The sequence below is a fragment of the Micromonospora sp. SD19 genome (assembly GCF_054462275.1).
Genome location: NZ_JBTLMN010000004.1, coordinates 259563 through 274348 on the forward strand (window position 1 = coordinate 259563; position 14786 = coordinate 274348).

At 71.9% G+C, this 14786-nt stretch carries 17 protein-coding genes; 8 read left to right on the forward strand and 9 right to left on the reverse strand.

From position 1 onward, the window contains the following. Window positions 1-66 precede the first annotated feature (66 nt). The 4 genes from alr (at window position 67) to ung (ending at window position 3531) form a co-directional block, all read left to right on the forward strand. Window positions 67-1185 (forward strand): alanine racemase, encoded by a 1119-nt coding sequence (gene alr, locus ACX27O_RS16805; RefSeq protein WP_210863256.1) that lies wholly within the window; start codon window positions 67-69, stop codon window positions 1183-1185. Then, window positions 1182-2285 carry an alpha/beta fold hydrolase gene (locus tag ACX27O_RS16810; RefSeq protein ID WP_030330019.1) on the forward strand — a complete coding sequence of 368 codons (1104 nt, stop codon included), beginning with the start codon at window positions 1182-1184 and terminating at the stop codon, window positions 2283-2285. The genes alr and ACX27O_RS16810 overlap by 4 nt, the downstream gene beginning before the upstream one ends. After that, window positions 2282-2764 carry a tRNA (adenosine(37)-N6)-threonylcarbamoyltransferase complex ATPase subunit type 1 TsaE gene (gene tsaE / locus ACX27O_RS16815; RefSeq protein WP_030330020.1) on the forward strand — a complete coding sequence of 161 codons (483 nt, stop codon included), beginning with the start codon at window positions 2282-2284 and terminating at the stop codon, window positions 2762-2764. Before ACX27O_RS16810 ends, tsaE begins: the two co-directional genes overlap by 4 nt. Window positions 2765-2829: 65 nt before the next feature. Continuing rightward, window positions 2830-3531, forward strand: a complete 702-nt coding sequence (ung, locus tag ACX27O_RS16820; protein WP_030330021.1) for a uracil-DNA glycosylase — start codon at window positions 2830-2832, stop codon at window positions 3529-3531. A gap of 40 nt (window positions 3532-3571) precedes the next feature. Here the strand turns inward: ung and ACX27O_RS16825 are convergent, their stop codons facing one another. Continuing rightward, the gene (locus ACX27O_RS16825) at window positions 3572-4276 is read right to left on the reverse strand and encodes a helix-turn-helix domain-containing protein (protein ID WP_358124975.1); all 705 of its coding nucleotides are present in this window, start codon (window positions 4274-4276) and stop codon (window positions 3572-3574) included. Window positions 4277-4667: 391 nt separating this feature from the next. Between ACX27O_RS16825 and tsaB the strand changes: the two genes are divergently transcribed. Genes tsaB through ACX27O_RS16845 form a run of 4 tightly spaced genes read left to right on the forward strand, consistent with a single transcriptional unit; the run spans window position 4668 to window position 7132 of the window. Next, window positions 4668-5345: a tRNA (adenosine(37)-N6)-threonylcarbamoyltransferase complex dimerization subunit type 1 TsaB gene (gene tsaB, locus ACX27O_RS16830; protein ID WP_458939721.1), complete on the forward strand. Its 678-nt coding sequence runs from the start codon at window positions 4668-4670 to the stop codon at window positions 5343-5345. After that, entirely contained in the window at window positions 5342-5824 is a 483-nt protein-coding gene (rimI, locus tag ACX27O_RS16835; RefSeq protein WP_030330024.1) for a ribosomal protein S18-alanine N-acetyltransferase, read from the forward strand. The genes tsaB and rimI overlap by 4 nt, the downstream gene beginning before the upstream one ends. After that, a complete protein-coding gene (gene tsaD, locus ACX27O_RS16840) occupies window positions 5817-6863 on the forward strand; it encodes a tRNA (adenosine(37)-N6)-threonylcarbamoyltransferase complex transferase subunit TsaD (RefSeq protein ID WP_210858112.1) in 1047 nt (348 codons plus the stop codon). The genes rimI and tsaD overlap by 8 nt, the downstream gene beginning before the upstream one ends. A 14-nt stretch (window positions 6864-6877) precedes the next feature. Continuing rightward, window positions 6878-7132 (forward strand): hypothetical protein, encoded by a 255-nt coding sequence (locus tag ACX27O_RS16845; protein WP_030330028.1) that lies wholly within the window; start codon window positions 6878-6880, stop codon window positions 7130-7132. 32 nt (window positions 7133-7164) lie between these two features. On the opposite strand, the gene ACX27O_RS16850 is transcribed toward ACX27O_RS16845, so the two are convergent. The 8 genes from ACX27O_RS16850 to ACX27O_RS16885 all read right to left on the reverse strand — a co-directional run bounded on the left by ACX27O_RS16850 (window position 7165) and on the right by ACX27O_RS16885 (window position 14699). Next, window positions 7165-7905, reverse strand: coding sequence for a DUF4142 domain-containing protein (locus ACX27O_RS16850; protein WP_030330030.1), 741 nt, complete (start codon window positions 7903-7905; stop codon window positions 7165-7167). Window positions 7906-8029: 124 nt separating this feature from the next. Next, window positions 8030-8326 (reverse strand): DUF1707 SHOCT-like domain-containing protein, encoded by a 297-nt coding sequence (locus ACX27O_RS16855; protein WP_030330032.1) that lies wholly within the window; start codon window positions 8324-8326, stop codon window positions 8030-8032. Window positions 8327-8345: 19 nt separating this feature from the next. Next, window positions 8346-9527, reverse strand: coding sequence for an ROK family protein (locus ACX27O_RS16860; protein WP_210864726.1), 1182 nt, complete (start codon window positions 9525-9527; stop codon window positions 8346-8348). Window positions 9528-9549: 22 nt separating this feature from the next. Beyond that, window positions 9550-10812 carry a sugar ABC transporter permease gene (locus ACX27O_RS16865; protein ID WP_030330036.1) on the reverse strand — a complete coding sequence of 421 codons (1263 nt, stop codon included), beginning with the start codon at window positions 10810-10812 and terminating at the stop codon, window positions 9550-9552. After that, entirely contained in the window at window positions 10809-11627 is an 819-nt protein-coding gene (locus ACX27O_RS16870; protein ID WP_030330038.1) for an ATP-binding cassette domain-containing protein, read from the reverse strand. Before ACX27O_RS16870 ends, ACX27O_RS16865 begins: the two co-directional genes overlap by 4 nt. A gap of 114 nt (window positions 11628-11741) precedes the next feature. Then, on the reverse strand, window positions 11742-12833 hold the full coding sequence (locus ACX27O_RS16875; RefSeq protein ID WP_030330040.1) for a sugar ABC transporter substrate-binding protein: 1092 nt from the start codon (window positions 12831-12833) through the stop codon (window positions 11742-11744). Between the two features lie 179 nt (window positions 12834-13012). After that, entirely contained in the window at window positions 13013-13492 is a 480-nt protein-coding gene (gene ybaK / locus ACX27O_RS16880; RefSeq protein ID WP_210858110.1) for a Cys-tRNA(Pro) deacylase, read from the reverse strand. 10 nt (window positions 13493-13502) lie between these two features. Continuing rightward, window positions 13503-14699 (reverse strand): THUMP-like domain-containing protein, encoded by a 1197-nt coding sequence (locus ACX27O_RS16885; RefSeq protein ID WP_210858109.1) that lies wholly within the window; start codon window positions 14697-14699, stop codon window positions 13503-13505. Window positions 14700-14786 lie beyond the last annotated feature (87 nt).

The window sequence follows — 14786 nt, forward strand, 5'->3', positions numbered from 1 at the left end:
GCGGATCGCCGCGCCGGGACGTGCGTCGCCGCCCGCCGTGATCACGGCGGAAAGTAGGCTGGGCACATGTGGCAGGCCGAGGTACGCGTCGATCTTGACGCCATCCGCGAGAACGTGGGCAGGCTCCGCTCCGGCACCACCGCCGAGTTGATGGCGGTGGTGAAGGCCGACGGGTACGGCCACGGCATGCTTCCGGCCGCCCGGGCGGCGCTCGACGGCGGCGCCGACTGGCTCGGCGTCTGCACCCTCGACGAGGCGCTCACCCTGCGCCGGGCCGGCGTGACAGTGCCGGTGCTGGCCTGGCTGCTCGCGCCCGGTTTGCCGCTGCACGAGGGGGTCAGCGCGGGGGTGGACCTCGGCGCGGCCAGCCTGGGTCAACTGGACGAGATGATCGAGGCGAGTCGCCTCGCCGGGCGTCCCGCCCGCCTCCACCTCAAGATCGACACGGGGTTGTCCCGGGGCGGCGCGACAGTCGCCGACTGGCCGGCGCTGCTGGACGCCGCCGCGAAGGCGCAGGCCGACGGCCTGGTCGAGGTGGTCGGCGTGTGGAGCCACTTCGTGTACGCCGACTCGCCCGGCCATCCCACCACCGACCGCCAACTGGCCGTCTTCCACGAGGGGCTGGCCATGGTCGAGCGGGCCGGGCTGCGACCGCGCTGGCGGCACCTCGCCAACTCGGCTGCCACCCTCACCCGCCCGGACACCCACTTCGACCTGGTCCGTCCGGGCCTGGCCATCTACGGGCTCTCCCCGGTGGCCGGCGAGACGTACGGGTTGCGGCCGGCGATGAGCGCCCGCGCCCGGGTGATGCTCACCAAACGGGTGCCCGCCGGCACCGGCATCTCCTACGGGCACGCCTACACGACGCAAGCCGACGCGAACCTGGCCGTGGTGCCGCTCGGGTACGCCGACGGGGTCCCCCGGCACGCGTCCAACACCGGTCCGGTGCAGCTCGGCGGCGTACGCCGGACGATCTCGGGGCGGGTCTGCATGGACCAGTTCGTGCTCGACTGCGGCGACGACCCGGTGGCCGACGGCGACGTGGCGACGCTCTTCGGCAGCGGCGTCGACGGCGAGCCGACCGCTGACGACTGGGCCGAGGCGGTCGGCACCATCAACTACGAGATCGTCACCCGGTTCGGCGGCACACGGGTGCCCCGCGTCTACGACGGCGAAAGACAATGAGTTATCGCATTCCGCGTCCGCGGACGGCAGCTGGTCGGGTCGCGGGGATCGTCGGCGCGGCGGTGGGCGTGGCCGCGGCGGGGCTGGCGGCCGGGGTGGCGACCGAGCGGACCCTGGTCCGCCGGCTCAAGGCCGACCCGGCCGACCGCTACGCGCACGAGACGTTCGACGAGCAACGGTACGACGAGGCGTTCCGCCTGGAGTTGCCGGACGGCACCGACATCCACGTCGAGGTGGTCGAGCCGACCCGGCCGGTGCCGGGGCGCCCGACGGTGGTGCTGGTGCACGGCTTCTGCCTGGACATGGGCACGTTCCACTTCCAGCGTCAGATGCTCGCCGCCCGCGGTGACTACCGGATCGTGGCGTACGACCAGCCCGGTCACGGCCGGTCCGGCCGGTTGGAGACCGGGGAGTACGACCTCACGGTGCTCGGCCGGACGCTGCGCCAGGTGATCGACCGGACCGCCCCGGACGGGCCGCTGGTGCTGGTCGGCCACTCGATGGGCGGCATGACCATCATGGCGTTCGCCGAGTTGTTCCCGGAGCTGTTCGGCGACCGGGTGGTGGGGACCGTTCTGATGGCCACGTCGGGCGGGCTCATCGCGGAGACCAAGCTGGTAGCTCCCGCGCTGCTCGGCCGGGTCGGTGGCCCGGTGCTCTACATGGTCAGCAACGCCACCCGCTACGGCGGGCCGGTGATCGACAAGGCCCGCAAGTCCACCTCGAACGTGGCCTGGCTGTTGACCCGCAAGTACGGCTTCGGCACCCGCAAGCCCAGCCCGTCGCTGGTGTCCTACGTGGAGGCGATGAACTCCCGGACGTCGGCCGACACGGTGACCCGCTACCTGCGGACCCTGGCGACCCACTCGCGCTTCCCGGCGCTGGCGGCGCTGGCGGCGACTCCGGTGCTGGTGGTGGTCGGCGACAAGGACATGATCACTCCGGTGACCCACTCCGAGGAGATCGTCCGCCGGTTGCCGCACGCCGAGTTCGTGAAGATCAAGGACAGCGGTCACGTGGTGATGTTGGAGCACGCGGACGAGGTCAACGCCGCCCTGGCGCGGTTCCTGGAGTCATTGCAGAGCGGGGAGGAACGGTGAGTCACGTCGTCAAGCTGCCGGCTGTCGAGGACACCCGGGATTTCGGCCGACGGCTGGCCGGGCTGCTGCGCGCCGGCGACCTGGTGTTGCTGACCGGCCCGTTGGGTGCCGGCAAGACCGCGCTCACCCAGGGCATCGGCGCCGGGCTCGGTGTCCTCGGGGACATCACGTCGCCGACCTTCGTGATCGCCCGGGTGCACCGACCCGATCCGGCCCGGGGCGGTCGGGTGGCACTGGTGCACGCCGACGCGTACCGGTTGGGTGACGCCACCGATCCGCGCGCCGAGATCGACGACCTGGACCTCGACGCGTCGGTGGACGACTCGGTGACCGTGGTGGAGTGGGGCGAGGGCCTGGTGGAGCAGTTGGTGGACGCGCACCTGCGGGTTCGCATCGACCGCCGCGACGACGACACCCGCATCGTGGAGCTGGACCCGGTCGGCGGCGACTGGGCCCGGCGGCTCGCCGATCTGGGCTAGCTCGGCGGGTGTCGTACCCGATGCCTAGAGTGCGGGGGTCCGACCCGCGCTGTGAGAGGTTTCTGATGCCCGACGACGCTCCCGCCCTGGATCTGCTGGCCCTGCTGCCGGAGCAGTGGCGTGCCGTGCTCACCCCGCACCTCGACCCGGCCCGCACCGCCGCGCTGGGCGAGTTCGTCGCCCGGGAGTACGCGACGCAGACCGTCTTCCCGCCGCTGGAGGACCTGTTCTCGGCCTACCGGCTCTGCCCGCCGCAGGGCACCCGGGTGCTGATCCTGGGGCAGGATCCCTACCACCGGGCCGGGCAGGCACACGGGTTGAGCTTCAGCGTCCGTGACGGGGTGACGGTTCCGCCGTCGTTGCGCAACGTCTTCAAGGAGTTGGGCGAGGACGTGGGTGTTCCCAAACCGCGTGGCGGCAACCTCAACGGTTGGGCCGCGCAGGGTGTGCTGCTGCTCAACGCGGTGCTGACCGTCCGGCAGGCCACCCCTGGCTCGCACGCCAACGCCGGGTGGGAAGAGTTCACCGACGCGACGATCCGTGCGCTGGACGCGGCACCGGAGCGGGTGGTCTTCCTGCTCTGGGGTGGCTACGCCCGTAAGAAGGCCGCGCTGGTCACCAATCCGCAGCACGTGGTGCTGGAGGCGGGCCACCCCAGCCCGATGAACCCGCGTGGCTTCCTGGGCAGCCGTCCGTTCAGCGCCGCCAACAAGGCGCTCGCCGACGCCGGCCTGCCCACCATCGACTGGGAGCGCACCGCCGGCTGACCGGTGACTCGGCCGGCGGCTGGTTCGGCCGGCAGTTGGCTCAGCCGTCGCTGGCCAACTGCCGGCGCCGGTAGCGGCGTAACAGTTCGGCGGAGCGTGGCTCGCTCAGCTCCAGTTCGACGAGCGGCACCACCCGGTAACTCCGCCCGCCGTGGCATACCTCGATGGTCTCGGGCAGTTCGTCGCACATCGTGGCCCTGACCTCCCCGTAGCGGGTCGACCACAGGTGTTCGCCTGGCTCCTCGGGCTCCAACCACACTCCGCCGAACTCACCCCAGCGGGCGTTCCACCGCTGGCCGTAGTTCGCCTCCAGCCATCGGGTGAACGCTTTGGCGTCCTGCCAGCGCAGGGCGATCTCCAGCGCGTCGACCGGCACCGGCGCGCCCTGCAACAGCGCCGCGGTGCTCCCGGTGATCACCTGCGGAAAGTCGGTGAGTCGATCCAGTAGCCGATCCAGCCCCAACCCGTCGATCCGCTCGGCGATCGGCCGGGCGGCCAGGTCGTCGATCTGGGCGTCGAGGTGCGCGTCCAACGGCTCGAACCCGACCACCAACTGCACATCCATCGCGGCAAGCAACCGCTCCAGCACCGCGATGCTGGGCGCTCGCTCGCCGCGTTCGAGCCGGGCCACCACCGCCTGGTCGACCTCGGCGAGCGCGGCCAACTGACGCTGGCTCAGATCGCGCAGATGTCGTTGCTGCCGCACGGCAGTGCCGAGAAGGGTGGCAAGGCGAGTCGATGACATCCCGGCATGGTGGGCCACGGGCGAGATGCCCGCGATCCCGCTACGGCAGATCGGCGGCTAACGGCCGATCTGACGCCGAGAATCGCCGAGCTCATGACCAGGCTCGCGGGATGGCGGGCTTCACTTCATTGAGCGTGATGTCTGTGCGTCATCACGATGACTCACAGACATCACGCTCAATAGCGGATGTGGCTCCAGCGCTCGTCCGTAAGTAACTACGCGGTGGGCCCGACCGCCGGACGGGCTACGGCGGCGGGCAGCGCGAGCGGGGCGAGCGGGCCGGGGCGAGGGCCGAAGGCGGGCGGTGAGGCGAGGGCGGGGCGAGGGCCGAAGGCGGTGGCGGGGCGGGGCGTGACCGGGGCGCGGGGCGGGGCGGCTAGGCTGGCTTACCGTGCTCGTACTCGTGGTGGACAGCTCGACGCCCGCGGTCACCGCGGCGCTGGTGGAGGTCTCGGCAGACGGCGTGGCGTCGCGGGCGCAGCGGTGCACCGTCGATGCCCGCGCGCACGGTGAGCTGCTCGCGCCCCAGGTGGACGCGGTCCTCGCCGACGCCGACGCGCGTCCGCGTGACCTGACCGCCATCGTCGCCGGGCTCGGCCCGGGACCGTTCACCGGGCTGCGGGTCGGGCTGGTCACCGCCGCGACCATGGGTCAGGTGCTCGGCATCCCCACGTACGGTGTCTGTTCGTTGGACGCCATCGGCTACCCGGCGGCGTCCGGCGCGCCCGTCCTGGCGGGCAGCGATGCGCGGCGCAAGGAGCTCTACTGGGCCGTCTACGACGGCGCCGGTCAGCGGATCGTCGGGCCTGAGGTGTCCGCACCGGCGGTCGCCGCCGCGCGCGCCCGCGAACTGGGCGCGACGACCGCTGTCGGTGACGGGGCGCACCGGTACGCCGAGGTCCTGGACCTGCCCGTCCGGGTCGAGCCGCGCTACCCGGATGCGACAGTGCTGGCGCTGCTCGCCGCCGAGCGGATCCGGGCGGGCGCGCCCAGCGAGCGGCTCACTCCGCTCTACCTGCGCCGCCCCGACGCGGTGGCGGCGACCGGCCGCAAACCGGTCCTGCCATGACGGCGGTACGGCTCGAACCGTTCCGCTGGTGGCACATCGACGACGTGCTGCCGATCGAGGCGGACCTCTTCGGCGCCGAGCAGTGGTCGCCCGCCATGTTCTGGAGCGAACTCGCCAACGGCCACCACTACCGGGTCGCCGTCGACCCGGACGGTTCGGTGCTCGGCTACGCCGGGCTCGCCGGCGTGCCCCCGGACGAGGTCTGGGTGCAGAACATCGCCGTCCGCCGGGACGCCCAGCGGCGCGGTGTGGGCCGCGCCCTGCTGGAGGAGTTGCTCGCCGAGGCGGCCCGGCGCGACGCCCGCAGCGCCCTGTTGGAGGTCGCCGTGGACAACGCCGCGGCACAGCGGCTCTACGCGACCTACGGGTTCGAGCCGATCGGGGTGCGCCGCGGCTACTACCAACCAAGCAACACCGACGCGCTGGTCATGCGGCGCGACGCCGAGCTGACCGGGGACGGACCACGCGACCATGGCTGACGAACCACTGATCCTGGGTATCGAGACCTCCTGCGACGAGACCGGCGTCGGCATCGTGCGGGGACACACCCTGCTGGCCGACGCGCTCGCCTCCAGCGTCGAGGAACACGCCCGGTTCGGCGGTGTGGTGCCGGAGGTGGCCAGCCGGGCACACCTGGAGGCCATCGTGCCGACCATGGACCGGGCGCTGAGCGAGGCCGGCGTGACGCTTGCCGACATCGACGCGATCGCTGTCACCTCCGGGCCGGGACTGGCCGGCGCGCTGCTGGTCGGTGTCGCCGCCGCCAAGGGGTACGCGCTCGCCGCCGAGAAACCCGTCTACGGCGTCAACCATCTCGCCGCGCACGTCGCGGTGGACACCCTTGAGCACGGCCCGCTGCCCGAGCCCGCCATCGCGCTGCTGGTGTCCGGCGGCCACTCGTCCCTCCTGCTCGTCGACGACCTGGCCCGGGGTGTCACCCCGCTGGGCGCCACCATCGACGACGCGGCCGGCGAGGCGTTCGACAAGGTCGCCCGGCTGCTCGGGTTGCCGTTCCCGGGCGGTCCCCCCATCGACCGGGAGGCCCGGGCCGGCGACGCCGCCTCGATCGCCTTCCCCCGGGGCCTGACCGCCGCCAAGGACCTCGCCGCCCACCGGTACGACTTCTCGTTCTCCGGTCTGAAGACGGCGGTGGCCCGGTGGGTCGAGGCCCGTCAGCGCGCCGGCGAGCCGGTGCCGGTGGCCGACGTGGCCGCGTCCTTCCAGGAGGCGGTCTGCGACGTCCTCACCAGCAAGGCGCTCGCCGCCTGCCGCGCCCAGGGCATCGAGACCCTGGTCATCGGCGGGGGAGTGGCGGCGAATTCCCGGCTGCGGGCGATGGCCGAGCAGCGGGCCGAGAAGTACGGCATCCAGGTCCGGGTGCCCCGGCCGAAGCTGTGCACCGACAACGGTGCGATGGTGGCCGCGCTCGGTTCGCACCTGGTCGCCGCCGGGGTCGCGCCGAGCAGACTGGACCTGCCGGCCGATTCGGCGCTGCCGCTGACCACGGTCAGCGTGTGACGGGAGCGGCCGACATGATCGTGCGGATGTGGGAGGCGCGCGCCGAGGCGTACGGCGTCGCCGACCTGATCACCTGGGTGTGCGACACCGCCCTGCCCGAGGTGGAGCACGACCCGCTCCACGTCTCCAGCGAGGTCTTCTCCTCCACCGACCACCGCGTGGTGGTCATCTCCAAGTGGCGCAGCAACCCTCGCCCGCTGCCGGACCCGCCCGCCCTGCTGGTGGCCCGCGCCCCGCACTCCTGGGACTTCACCCAGGTAGACCGCTGACGCGAGCCACCAACCGCCGCCACCGCTGACCGTCAGTTGCGGCGCAACATCCGGTACGTGGCGATTCCGCCAGTGCCCAGCGCGGCGAGGAAGACCAGCCAGACGACGGTGCTGCTGACCCCGACCTGCGGGCCGGTGTTTGCGGAGGCGGCGGCCAGCAGCCCGTCCTCACCCGGGGCGGGCAGCGCGGCCGGCGGCAGCTCCGGCCAGCGGACCAGGCCGGTGCTCTCCAGCATCTGCATGTGGTGCTGGACGAATCCGTTGGCGTCCTCGCAGAGCTTGCGGACCGTGGCGTCCCGGGTGCTGGCCCGGACCGCCCCGATCACCGGGAAGATCTTGCCGTGGGCGACCCGGAGCCGGGTGACGAAGATCTGGTCGAAGCGGGCGCCGGACGCCTTCTGCATCTCCGCCAGCCAGCCCTTCTGCTCGGCCGTCGGCTCGGAGGGGATGGTCGCGCCGAGTTTGTTGGCCGCCTCCACGACGAGTTCGTCGAGCTTCTGGTGCTCGTTCGCGATGCCGGCGCCGATCTCCCGGACCTTCGCCGACTGTCCCTTCTCGGCGGCCATCTGGCCGGCTGGCATCTCCCACAGTCCGGCCAGCCGTACCCCGTTGAGCAGTGTCATGTCGGCGGCGTTGAGCTGTTGACCACCGGCGGGCGCGGCGACGGCCACTCCGGGCAGGACACCGACCCCCGCGATGATCGCGATGAGCAGCAACGCCGCTCGGTGGGTCCGATTGCCCAGTCGGCGATGGGCGGATCTGAGCGGTGCCATGTCTGTGGTGCCTCCTCGGTCCGGACCGGATCGCGTCTGGACCGGGCAGCCGTACCTGCCGGTTGCCCGTCCGCCCACTGGTACGGACTGATCGCGCGATCAGTTCACCGTCGGGCGGCCCGGATCAGCGGGTGACGGCGAGCAGGCCGCCGAGCAGCAGCAGGGTGAGCGCCGCGGCGGCGAAGACCATCAGCAACTCCTGACGCCCGCGCCCGACCGAGTCGGCGTCGACGACCGGGTCCGGCAGGGCCGGTAGGTCGCGGGTCAGCGCGGCCAGGTCGCCGAGGGTGCGCGCGGTCCACACCGCACCGGCCCGCTCGGAGAACTCGTCCAAGGTCAGCCGGCCCGCCGCGGTGTGTTGGTGCAGCGCGGCGACCACCCGGTTGCGGTCGTCGTCGGAGGCGCGCAGCTCGACATCCACGCCGGACAGCGTACGCGGATCAGCCCACGTCGAGGGGGTCCGCGAGGAGCCGTTCGAAGGCCAGCTCGGCGGCGCCGATCAGGGGCGCGTCAGCGCCCAGTTTCGGGGTGCGCAGCCGGACGTGTTCCAGGCAGGCGCCGAGCGCGTTGGAGTTGAGCCGACTGCGGATCTGGGCCGCCGCCGCGAGGTAGAGGTCACGCATGGTCCCACCGAAGATGACCATCTCGGGGTTGAAGATGTTCACCAGGTTGGCCACCCCGAAGCCGAGCCAGTCGCCGGCCTGACGGACCGCCGTCTGGGCCCGGGCGTCTCCCCGGTCGGCCGCGTCGAAGACCTCCAACAGTGCGTCGCGGCCCCGGGCGTCGGAGCGTCCGGCGGCGTGCAGGAGGCCGTGCTCACCGATCTCGGTCTCCCAGCAGCCCCGGGAGCCGCACTCACACTGCCTGCCGTCGCGGACCACCTTCATGTGGCCGACCTCGCCGCCGTATCCACCGTGGCCGGTCAGTCGACGTCCACCGGCGATGATGCCGGCCCCCACGCCGACGTCGCCGTACAGGTAGAGGACGTTGTCACAGCCCGCCGCCACACCTCGGGCGTGCTCGGCGAACGCGGCGACGTCGGCGACGTTGCCCACGGTGATCGGCACGGCGATGCCCAACTCGTCGGCGAGAGCCGCGCCGATCGGCTCGTCCACCCAACCGGTGGTGGGGCCGAGCCGGACCAGACCGTCGTCCCGGCGGACCATGCCGCAGACCGCGACGCCGGCACCGACGCAGATCGCGTCCGCCGGAACCGTCTGCTGCATCTCCTTGACCGCGCCGGCCAGCAGCGGCGCGGCCTCCGCGGCCAGCAGGCCGCGTGGCCGGTCCAGATCCCGGCGGTCCAGGACCGCGCCGCCCAGCCCGATCCGGGCCGCGCGCAGGCGGTCCACCTCCACCGAGTACGCGTACGCGTAGACCCGGGCCGACTCGGGCCGGACGACGAGTGACGGTCGTCCGGCCCGGCCGGTTTCCTTCGGTGCCCCTTCGCTGACCAGCCCCACTGCGGACAGGTCGGCGGTGAGCGCGCCGATGGTGCTGCGGTTGAGGCCCAGCGTGGTGGTCAGTTCGGCGCGGGTGGTCGCCCCGTGGACGTGCACGTGCCGCAGCAGGGCACCGAGGTTCTGCCGTCGGACGTCATCCTGGCTTGGTCCTGGGCGCATGCTGGTGCTACCTCCCGCGCGGTCAGCGGGTGCCGGTGGCTGCCGCGCGGCGGCGGGAGAGCGCGTCGACGCTGGCCGCGAGCAGCAGCACGACGCCGGTGACCACGTACTTGACTCCCGCGCTGTACCCCATCAGGCCCATTCCGTTTTCGATGACCGCGACCACCGCGCCGCCGAGTACGGCGTCGAGGACGCGGCCCTTGCCACCGAAGAGGCTGGTGCCGCCGATCACCGCCGCGCCGACCGCGTAGAGCAGTACGTTACTGCCCCCGGTGTTCGGGTCGACCGAGTTGGCCCGGCTGGCCGCCACGATGCCACCGATGGCGGCCATCGACGAGCAGATCATGAAGACCGAGATCCGGATCCGGTCGACCTCGATGCCGGCCCGCCGGGCGGCTTCCCGGTTGCCACCCACGGCGTAGATGTGCCGGCCGTAGCTGGTGCGTTGCAACACGAAGGTCCCGATGACCAGCAGCACCGCGATGACCGGCACCACGATCGGCACGCCCTTGAGTGAGCTGATCAGGACGTTGCGGCTGCGCTCCAGGTTGAGCACGTACACGGCGGTGCCGAGGATGACGGCGAGCCCGCCGATCCGCAGCGCCACCACAGCGATCGGGTCGGTGATCAGACCGCGGGCCACCCGGGTGCGGTGACGCAGCAGTTGCACCGCCGCGTAGCCGACGACCGCGACGGCGGTCAGCGCCCAGCCCACCGTGGGGGCGAGGTTGCGGTTGGCGATGGCGACCAGCACCTCGTCGCGGACGGAGATGTTGGTGCCCTCCTTGACGAGCAGCAGCACGACGCCCTGGAAGGCGAGGAAACCGGCGAGGGTGACCACGAAGGACGGAATGCCGATCTTCGCGACCAGCATGCCGAGCGTGGTGCCGATGACCACGCCGGTGGCGATCGCGGCGAGCACGGCGACCCACCAGGGGTAGCCGAGCACGGTGACCACATTGGCCAGTACCGCCGCGCAGACGCCGCTGGCGAAGCCGGCGGAGAGGTCGATCTCGCCGAGCAGCAGCACGAAGACCAGACCCATCGCGATCAGCGTGACCGCCGCGCCCTGCGTGAAGAGGTTGGCGAAGTTGCCGGCGGACAGGAACGACGACGGCCGCATGATGGCGAAGACGGTGCAGAGCACGATCAGGCCGAGCACGGCCGGCAGCGCGCCGACGTCGCCACCGCGTACCCGACTCAGGTAGGTGCGGGCGTGGCCTCCGACGGTCGGCGGGGGTGTGACGGCGGCGGGGCCGTCCTTCCGCACGGCGGTGGTGGTCATCGGACGCCTCCTGAGATCGAGTCGGCCGGCTGCGGGCCGTCGCCGTTGCTGCCCGGGTCGGTGGCGAGGCCGAGCCCGCCCGAGCGCCCGGCGGTGATCAGCTCGACCACCTGGGCGTGGGTGATGTCGGTGGTCTTCACCTGGGCGACCATCTGGCCGAGGTACAGCGCGGCGATCCGGTCGGAGACGGCGAAGACGTCGTTCATGTTGTGCGAGATGAGCACCACGGCCAGGCCGTTGTCGGCGAGGCGGCGGACCAGTTCGAGCACCTGGGCGGTCTGTGCCACGCCGAGCGCCGCGGTGGGCTCGTCCAGGATGACCAGCTTGCTGTTCCAGAGCACCGCCTTGGCGATGGCCACGGTCTGGCGCTGACCGCCGGAGAGGCTGGAGACGTGCTGGCGAAGTGACGTGACGGTGCGGATGGAGAGCCCCGCCAGCGTTTCGGCGGCGAGCTGTTCCATGGTCGGCTCGTCCAGGACGATGCCGCTGCGCTTCTCCCGGCCGAGGAACATGTTCTGCACGATGTCCAGGTTGTCGCAGAGCGCGAGGTCCTGGTAGACGACCTCGATGCCGAGCGTGGCGGCGTCGCGGGGGCTGCCGATGTGTACCGGTTCACCGTTGAACAGGAACTCTCCGGCGTCGATGGGGTGGATGCCGCTGATGCACTTCACCAGGGTCGACTTGCCGGCGCCGTTGTCGCCGACCAGTGCGGTCACTTCGCCCGGGTGGACGGTCAGGGCGACGTCGCGGAGCACCTGGACGGGACCGAAGCTCTTGTCGATCCCGCGGAGTTCCAGCAGGGGAGTCGCGGACACGGGGGTCTCCTTCTTAAGGGAGGGTCGGGGCCCGTCCGGCGGGCGCCGCCCGGCACGGGAGGGTGCTCCCGTGCCGGGCGGCGATGGTCGTCCCGGCGGGTACTGCGGCGTCGGTCAGCTGATGCCGGCGTCGGCGCAGAGCTTGGCGTACGCCCCGGCGCAGACCTCTTCCTTGGTCACGTAGCCGTCGGCGATGACGTCCTTGACGTTCTCCTTGTAGATGGCCTTCGGGGTGAGCAGCACCGACGGGACGTCGCGGCCACCCTCCGGGTCCTTCACCGTCTGCCCGGTGTCCTTCTTCTCGCCCTTGGCGAGCGCGATGGCGAGGTCGGAGGCGGCCTTGGCCTCTTCCCGAACCGCCTTGTAGACGGTCATGCACTGGTCACCGACGAGGATGTTCTGCAGGCCCTCGGTGCTGGCGTCCTGCCCGGTCACCGGCACCTTGCCGTTGAGCTTGTTCTTCTTGAGGATCGAGATGGCCGCGTTGCCGAGACCGTCGTTGGCGGCCAGCACGCCGTCGATCTTGCCGTTGGCCTTGGTGAGCTGCTGCTCGAAGATCGTCGCGGCCTGCGCGTTGTCCCACGCAGGCACCGCGTCCTCGGGGCCCTTGACGTACTCCTTGGAGTCGAACTTCGGCTTGAGCACCGAGTCGTAGCCGGCCTTGAACAGGGTGGCGTTGTTGTCGGTGGGGGAGCCGTTCAGGTACGACACGACGGGGTTCTTGACGCCCTTGTCGGTCAGGCACTTCGACAGGCCCTCGCCCTGGAGCTTGCCGACGGTCTCGTTGTCGAAGCTGACGTAGTACTGGGCGGAGCCGCCGAGGGTGAGCCGGTCGTAGTCGATGGTGGCGACGCCCTGCGACTTGGCCTTGTCCAGCACTGCCTTGCCGGTACCGGAGTCCAGGTTGACGATCATCAGGGCGGTGACGCCACTGGTGATCATCTGGTCGGCGATGGTCTGGAAGGCGGTCTTGTCGTTCTGGGCGTTCTGAATGTCGTACTGGACGCCGGCGGCCTTGAACGCCTCCTCCAGGAACCGACGGTCCGCGGTCTCCCAGCGGGCCGAGGACTTGCTGTCCGGGAGGATCACGCCGATCTTGGGGGTCTTGGCGGCGGCGCCGCCGTCGCCGGAGTCGTCGCTGCAAGCGGTCAAGCCGCCGGTCGTGAGCAGGCCCACGGCGGCGATGGTGAGGATCCCCTTACGCATGTGCAGGGTCCTTTCGGAGGTGGGGGAGGTGTTGTTTTGTTGTGTCCGGCAACGTATTTCGCGTCACACCGGCTACACAAGACCGCGCAGGTGCCTAGTTTGTTGGGAGCGATAACAATTCAGCAACGCGACTGTTACTCCGCGGGTATCCCACGGGGAGAGCGACGTAACGACTGTCGTCAGCTGCTCTGCAACACCGCGGTACGGGCGTCGGTCAGCGCCACCAGATCCGCCGCTGCCAGTTCGAGTTGCAGTCCGCGCCGACCAGCCGAGACGTAGATCGTCGGCAGTTGCAGCGCGGACTCGTCCAGCACCGTGGGCAACCGCCGACGCTGCCCGAGCGGGCTGATCCCACCGCGTACATAGCCGGTTGCCCGCTCGGCGACCGCCCGATCCGCCAGCACCGCCCGCTTGCCGCCGACCGCCGCCGCGAGCGCCTTGAGATCCAGCTCTCCGGTCACCGGCACGACCGCCACGGTGAGCGCCCCGTCGACAGCGGTCACCAGCGACTTGAACACCCGCTCCGGCGCCACGCCGAGCGCCACCGCCACCAGCGCGCCGTAGTTCGGGGCGTCCGGCGACACCCGGTACGGATGGGTGCGATGCGCGATCCCGCGCTTGACCAACAGTGCCGTCGCCGGCGTGCCCTGTCCCGCCACGGCGACGACGTTAGTGGACCGGCCGGCCGATGAGCACCGTCGGTGCGCCGTCGACCCGGGTGAGCACCAGACTCGCCGCCTCGTCCCCGGCCAGCCGCAGGTCCTTGCGGAGCTGCTCCGGGACGAGCGCCGAACCCCGCTTGAGGATCTCCACGCGGCCCACCCGCCGGTCCCGCAGCAGCGCCCGCAGGCGCTTGAGCGAGAACGGCAACACGTCGGTGATCTCCAGACAGCGCGCGTACGGGGTGCGGGTCGGCTGGTCGGCGTAGAGGTAGGCGATGCTCGGATCGGCCAGGGTGGCGTCCAGCTCGGTGGCCAGTTCGGCGACGAGATGCGCGCGCACCACCGCCGGCTCCGGGTCGTACAGGTAGCGGCGTACCGGCCCGACCGGCGCCTCGGCGGCACCCGAGCCGGTGAGCTGGTCACGGTGGATCTCGCTGCCCCGCTGCCGGTAGAGGGTGGCGCGGCGGGGCACCTCCGCCAGCTCACCGCACCAGAGCGCCGCCTCGACCAGGTCACCGTCGACGCCGACCCACTCGGCCTCCGCCCCGGCCGGGATGAGCCCGTGGTCCAGGCCCGGCGCCACCTTCACCACAGTGCGCGGCACCCGCTCGGCCAGCCCGGTCACGAAGTCCCACGGCGGCGAGTAGGCGCGCGGGTCGAAGATTCGCCGCCCGGTGCCGCTCGTGCGGCGGGCCGGGTCGCAGAAAACGCCGTCGACCCGTGACACGTCGAACCCGGTCGCGTCGCCGCACTCGACGGTGAACAGCTCGGCCAGGCCGGCCGCCGTGGCGTTGGCGGCGGCCATCGCGGCGGTCACCGGGTCGGCCTCCACCCCGTACACCCGGATGCCGGCACGGGCGGCGGCCAGCGCGTCGGCCCCCAGCCCGCAGCCGAGGTCGGCCAGGGTGCGCACGCCGGCCGCGGACAACCGGGCGGCCCGACGGTCGGCGACCACCCGGCGGGTGGCCTGCTCCAGGCCGGGGCGGGTGAGGAACATCCCAGCGGCGGCCGAGCCGAACTTGCCGACCGCCCGGTGGCGCAGCTCGGCCTGGGTGAGGGCTGCCGCGGCCAGCGTGGGCGGCACCCCGGCCGCGCGCAGCGCCGAGGCCGCGGCCAGCGGGTCACCGCCGGCCAGCCCGGCCGCCGCGGTGAGCGCGGCCGACCCCTCAGGGGTACGCAGCGCCGCCAGCTGATCGAGATCCACCCGGTCATTGTCCCGGCCGAGCCGGAAATCCTGGCTGGCGGGGCGCGACGCGCTGGCACTCTCCTTGACGGAGTGCTAGCCACGGAA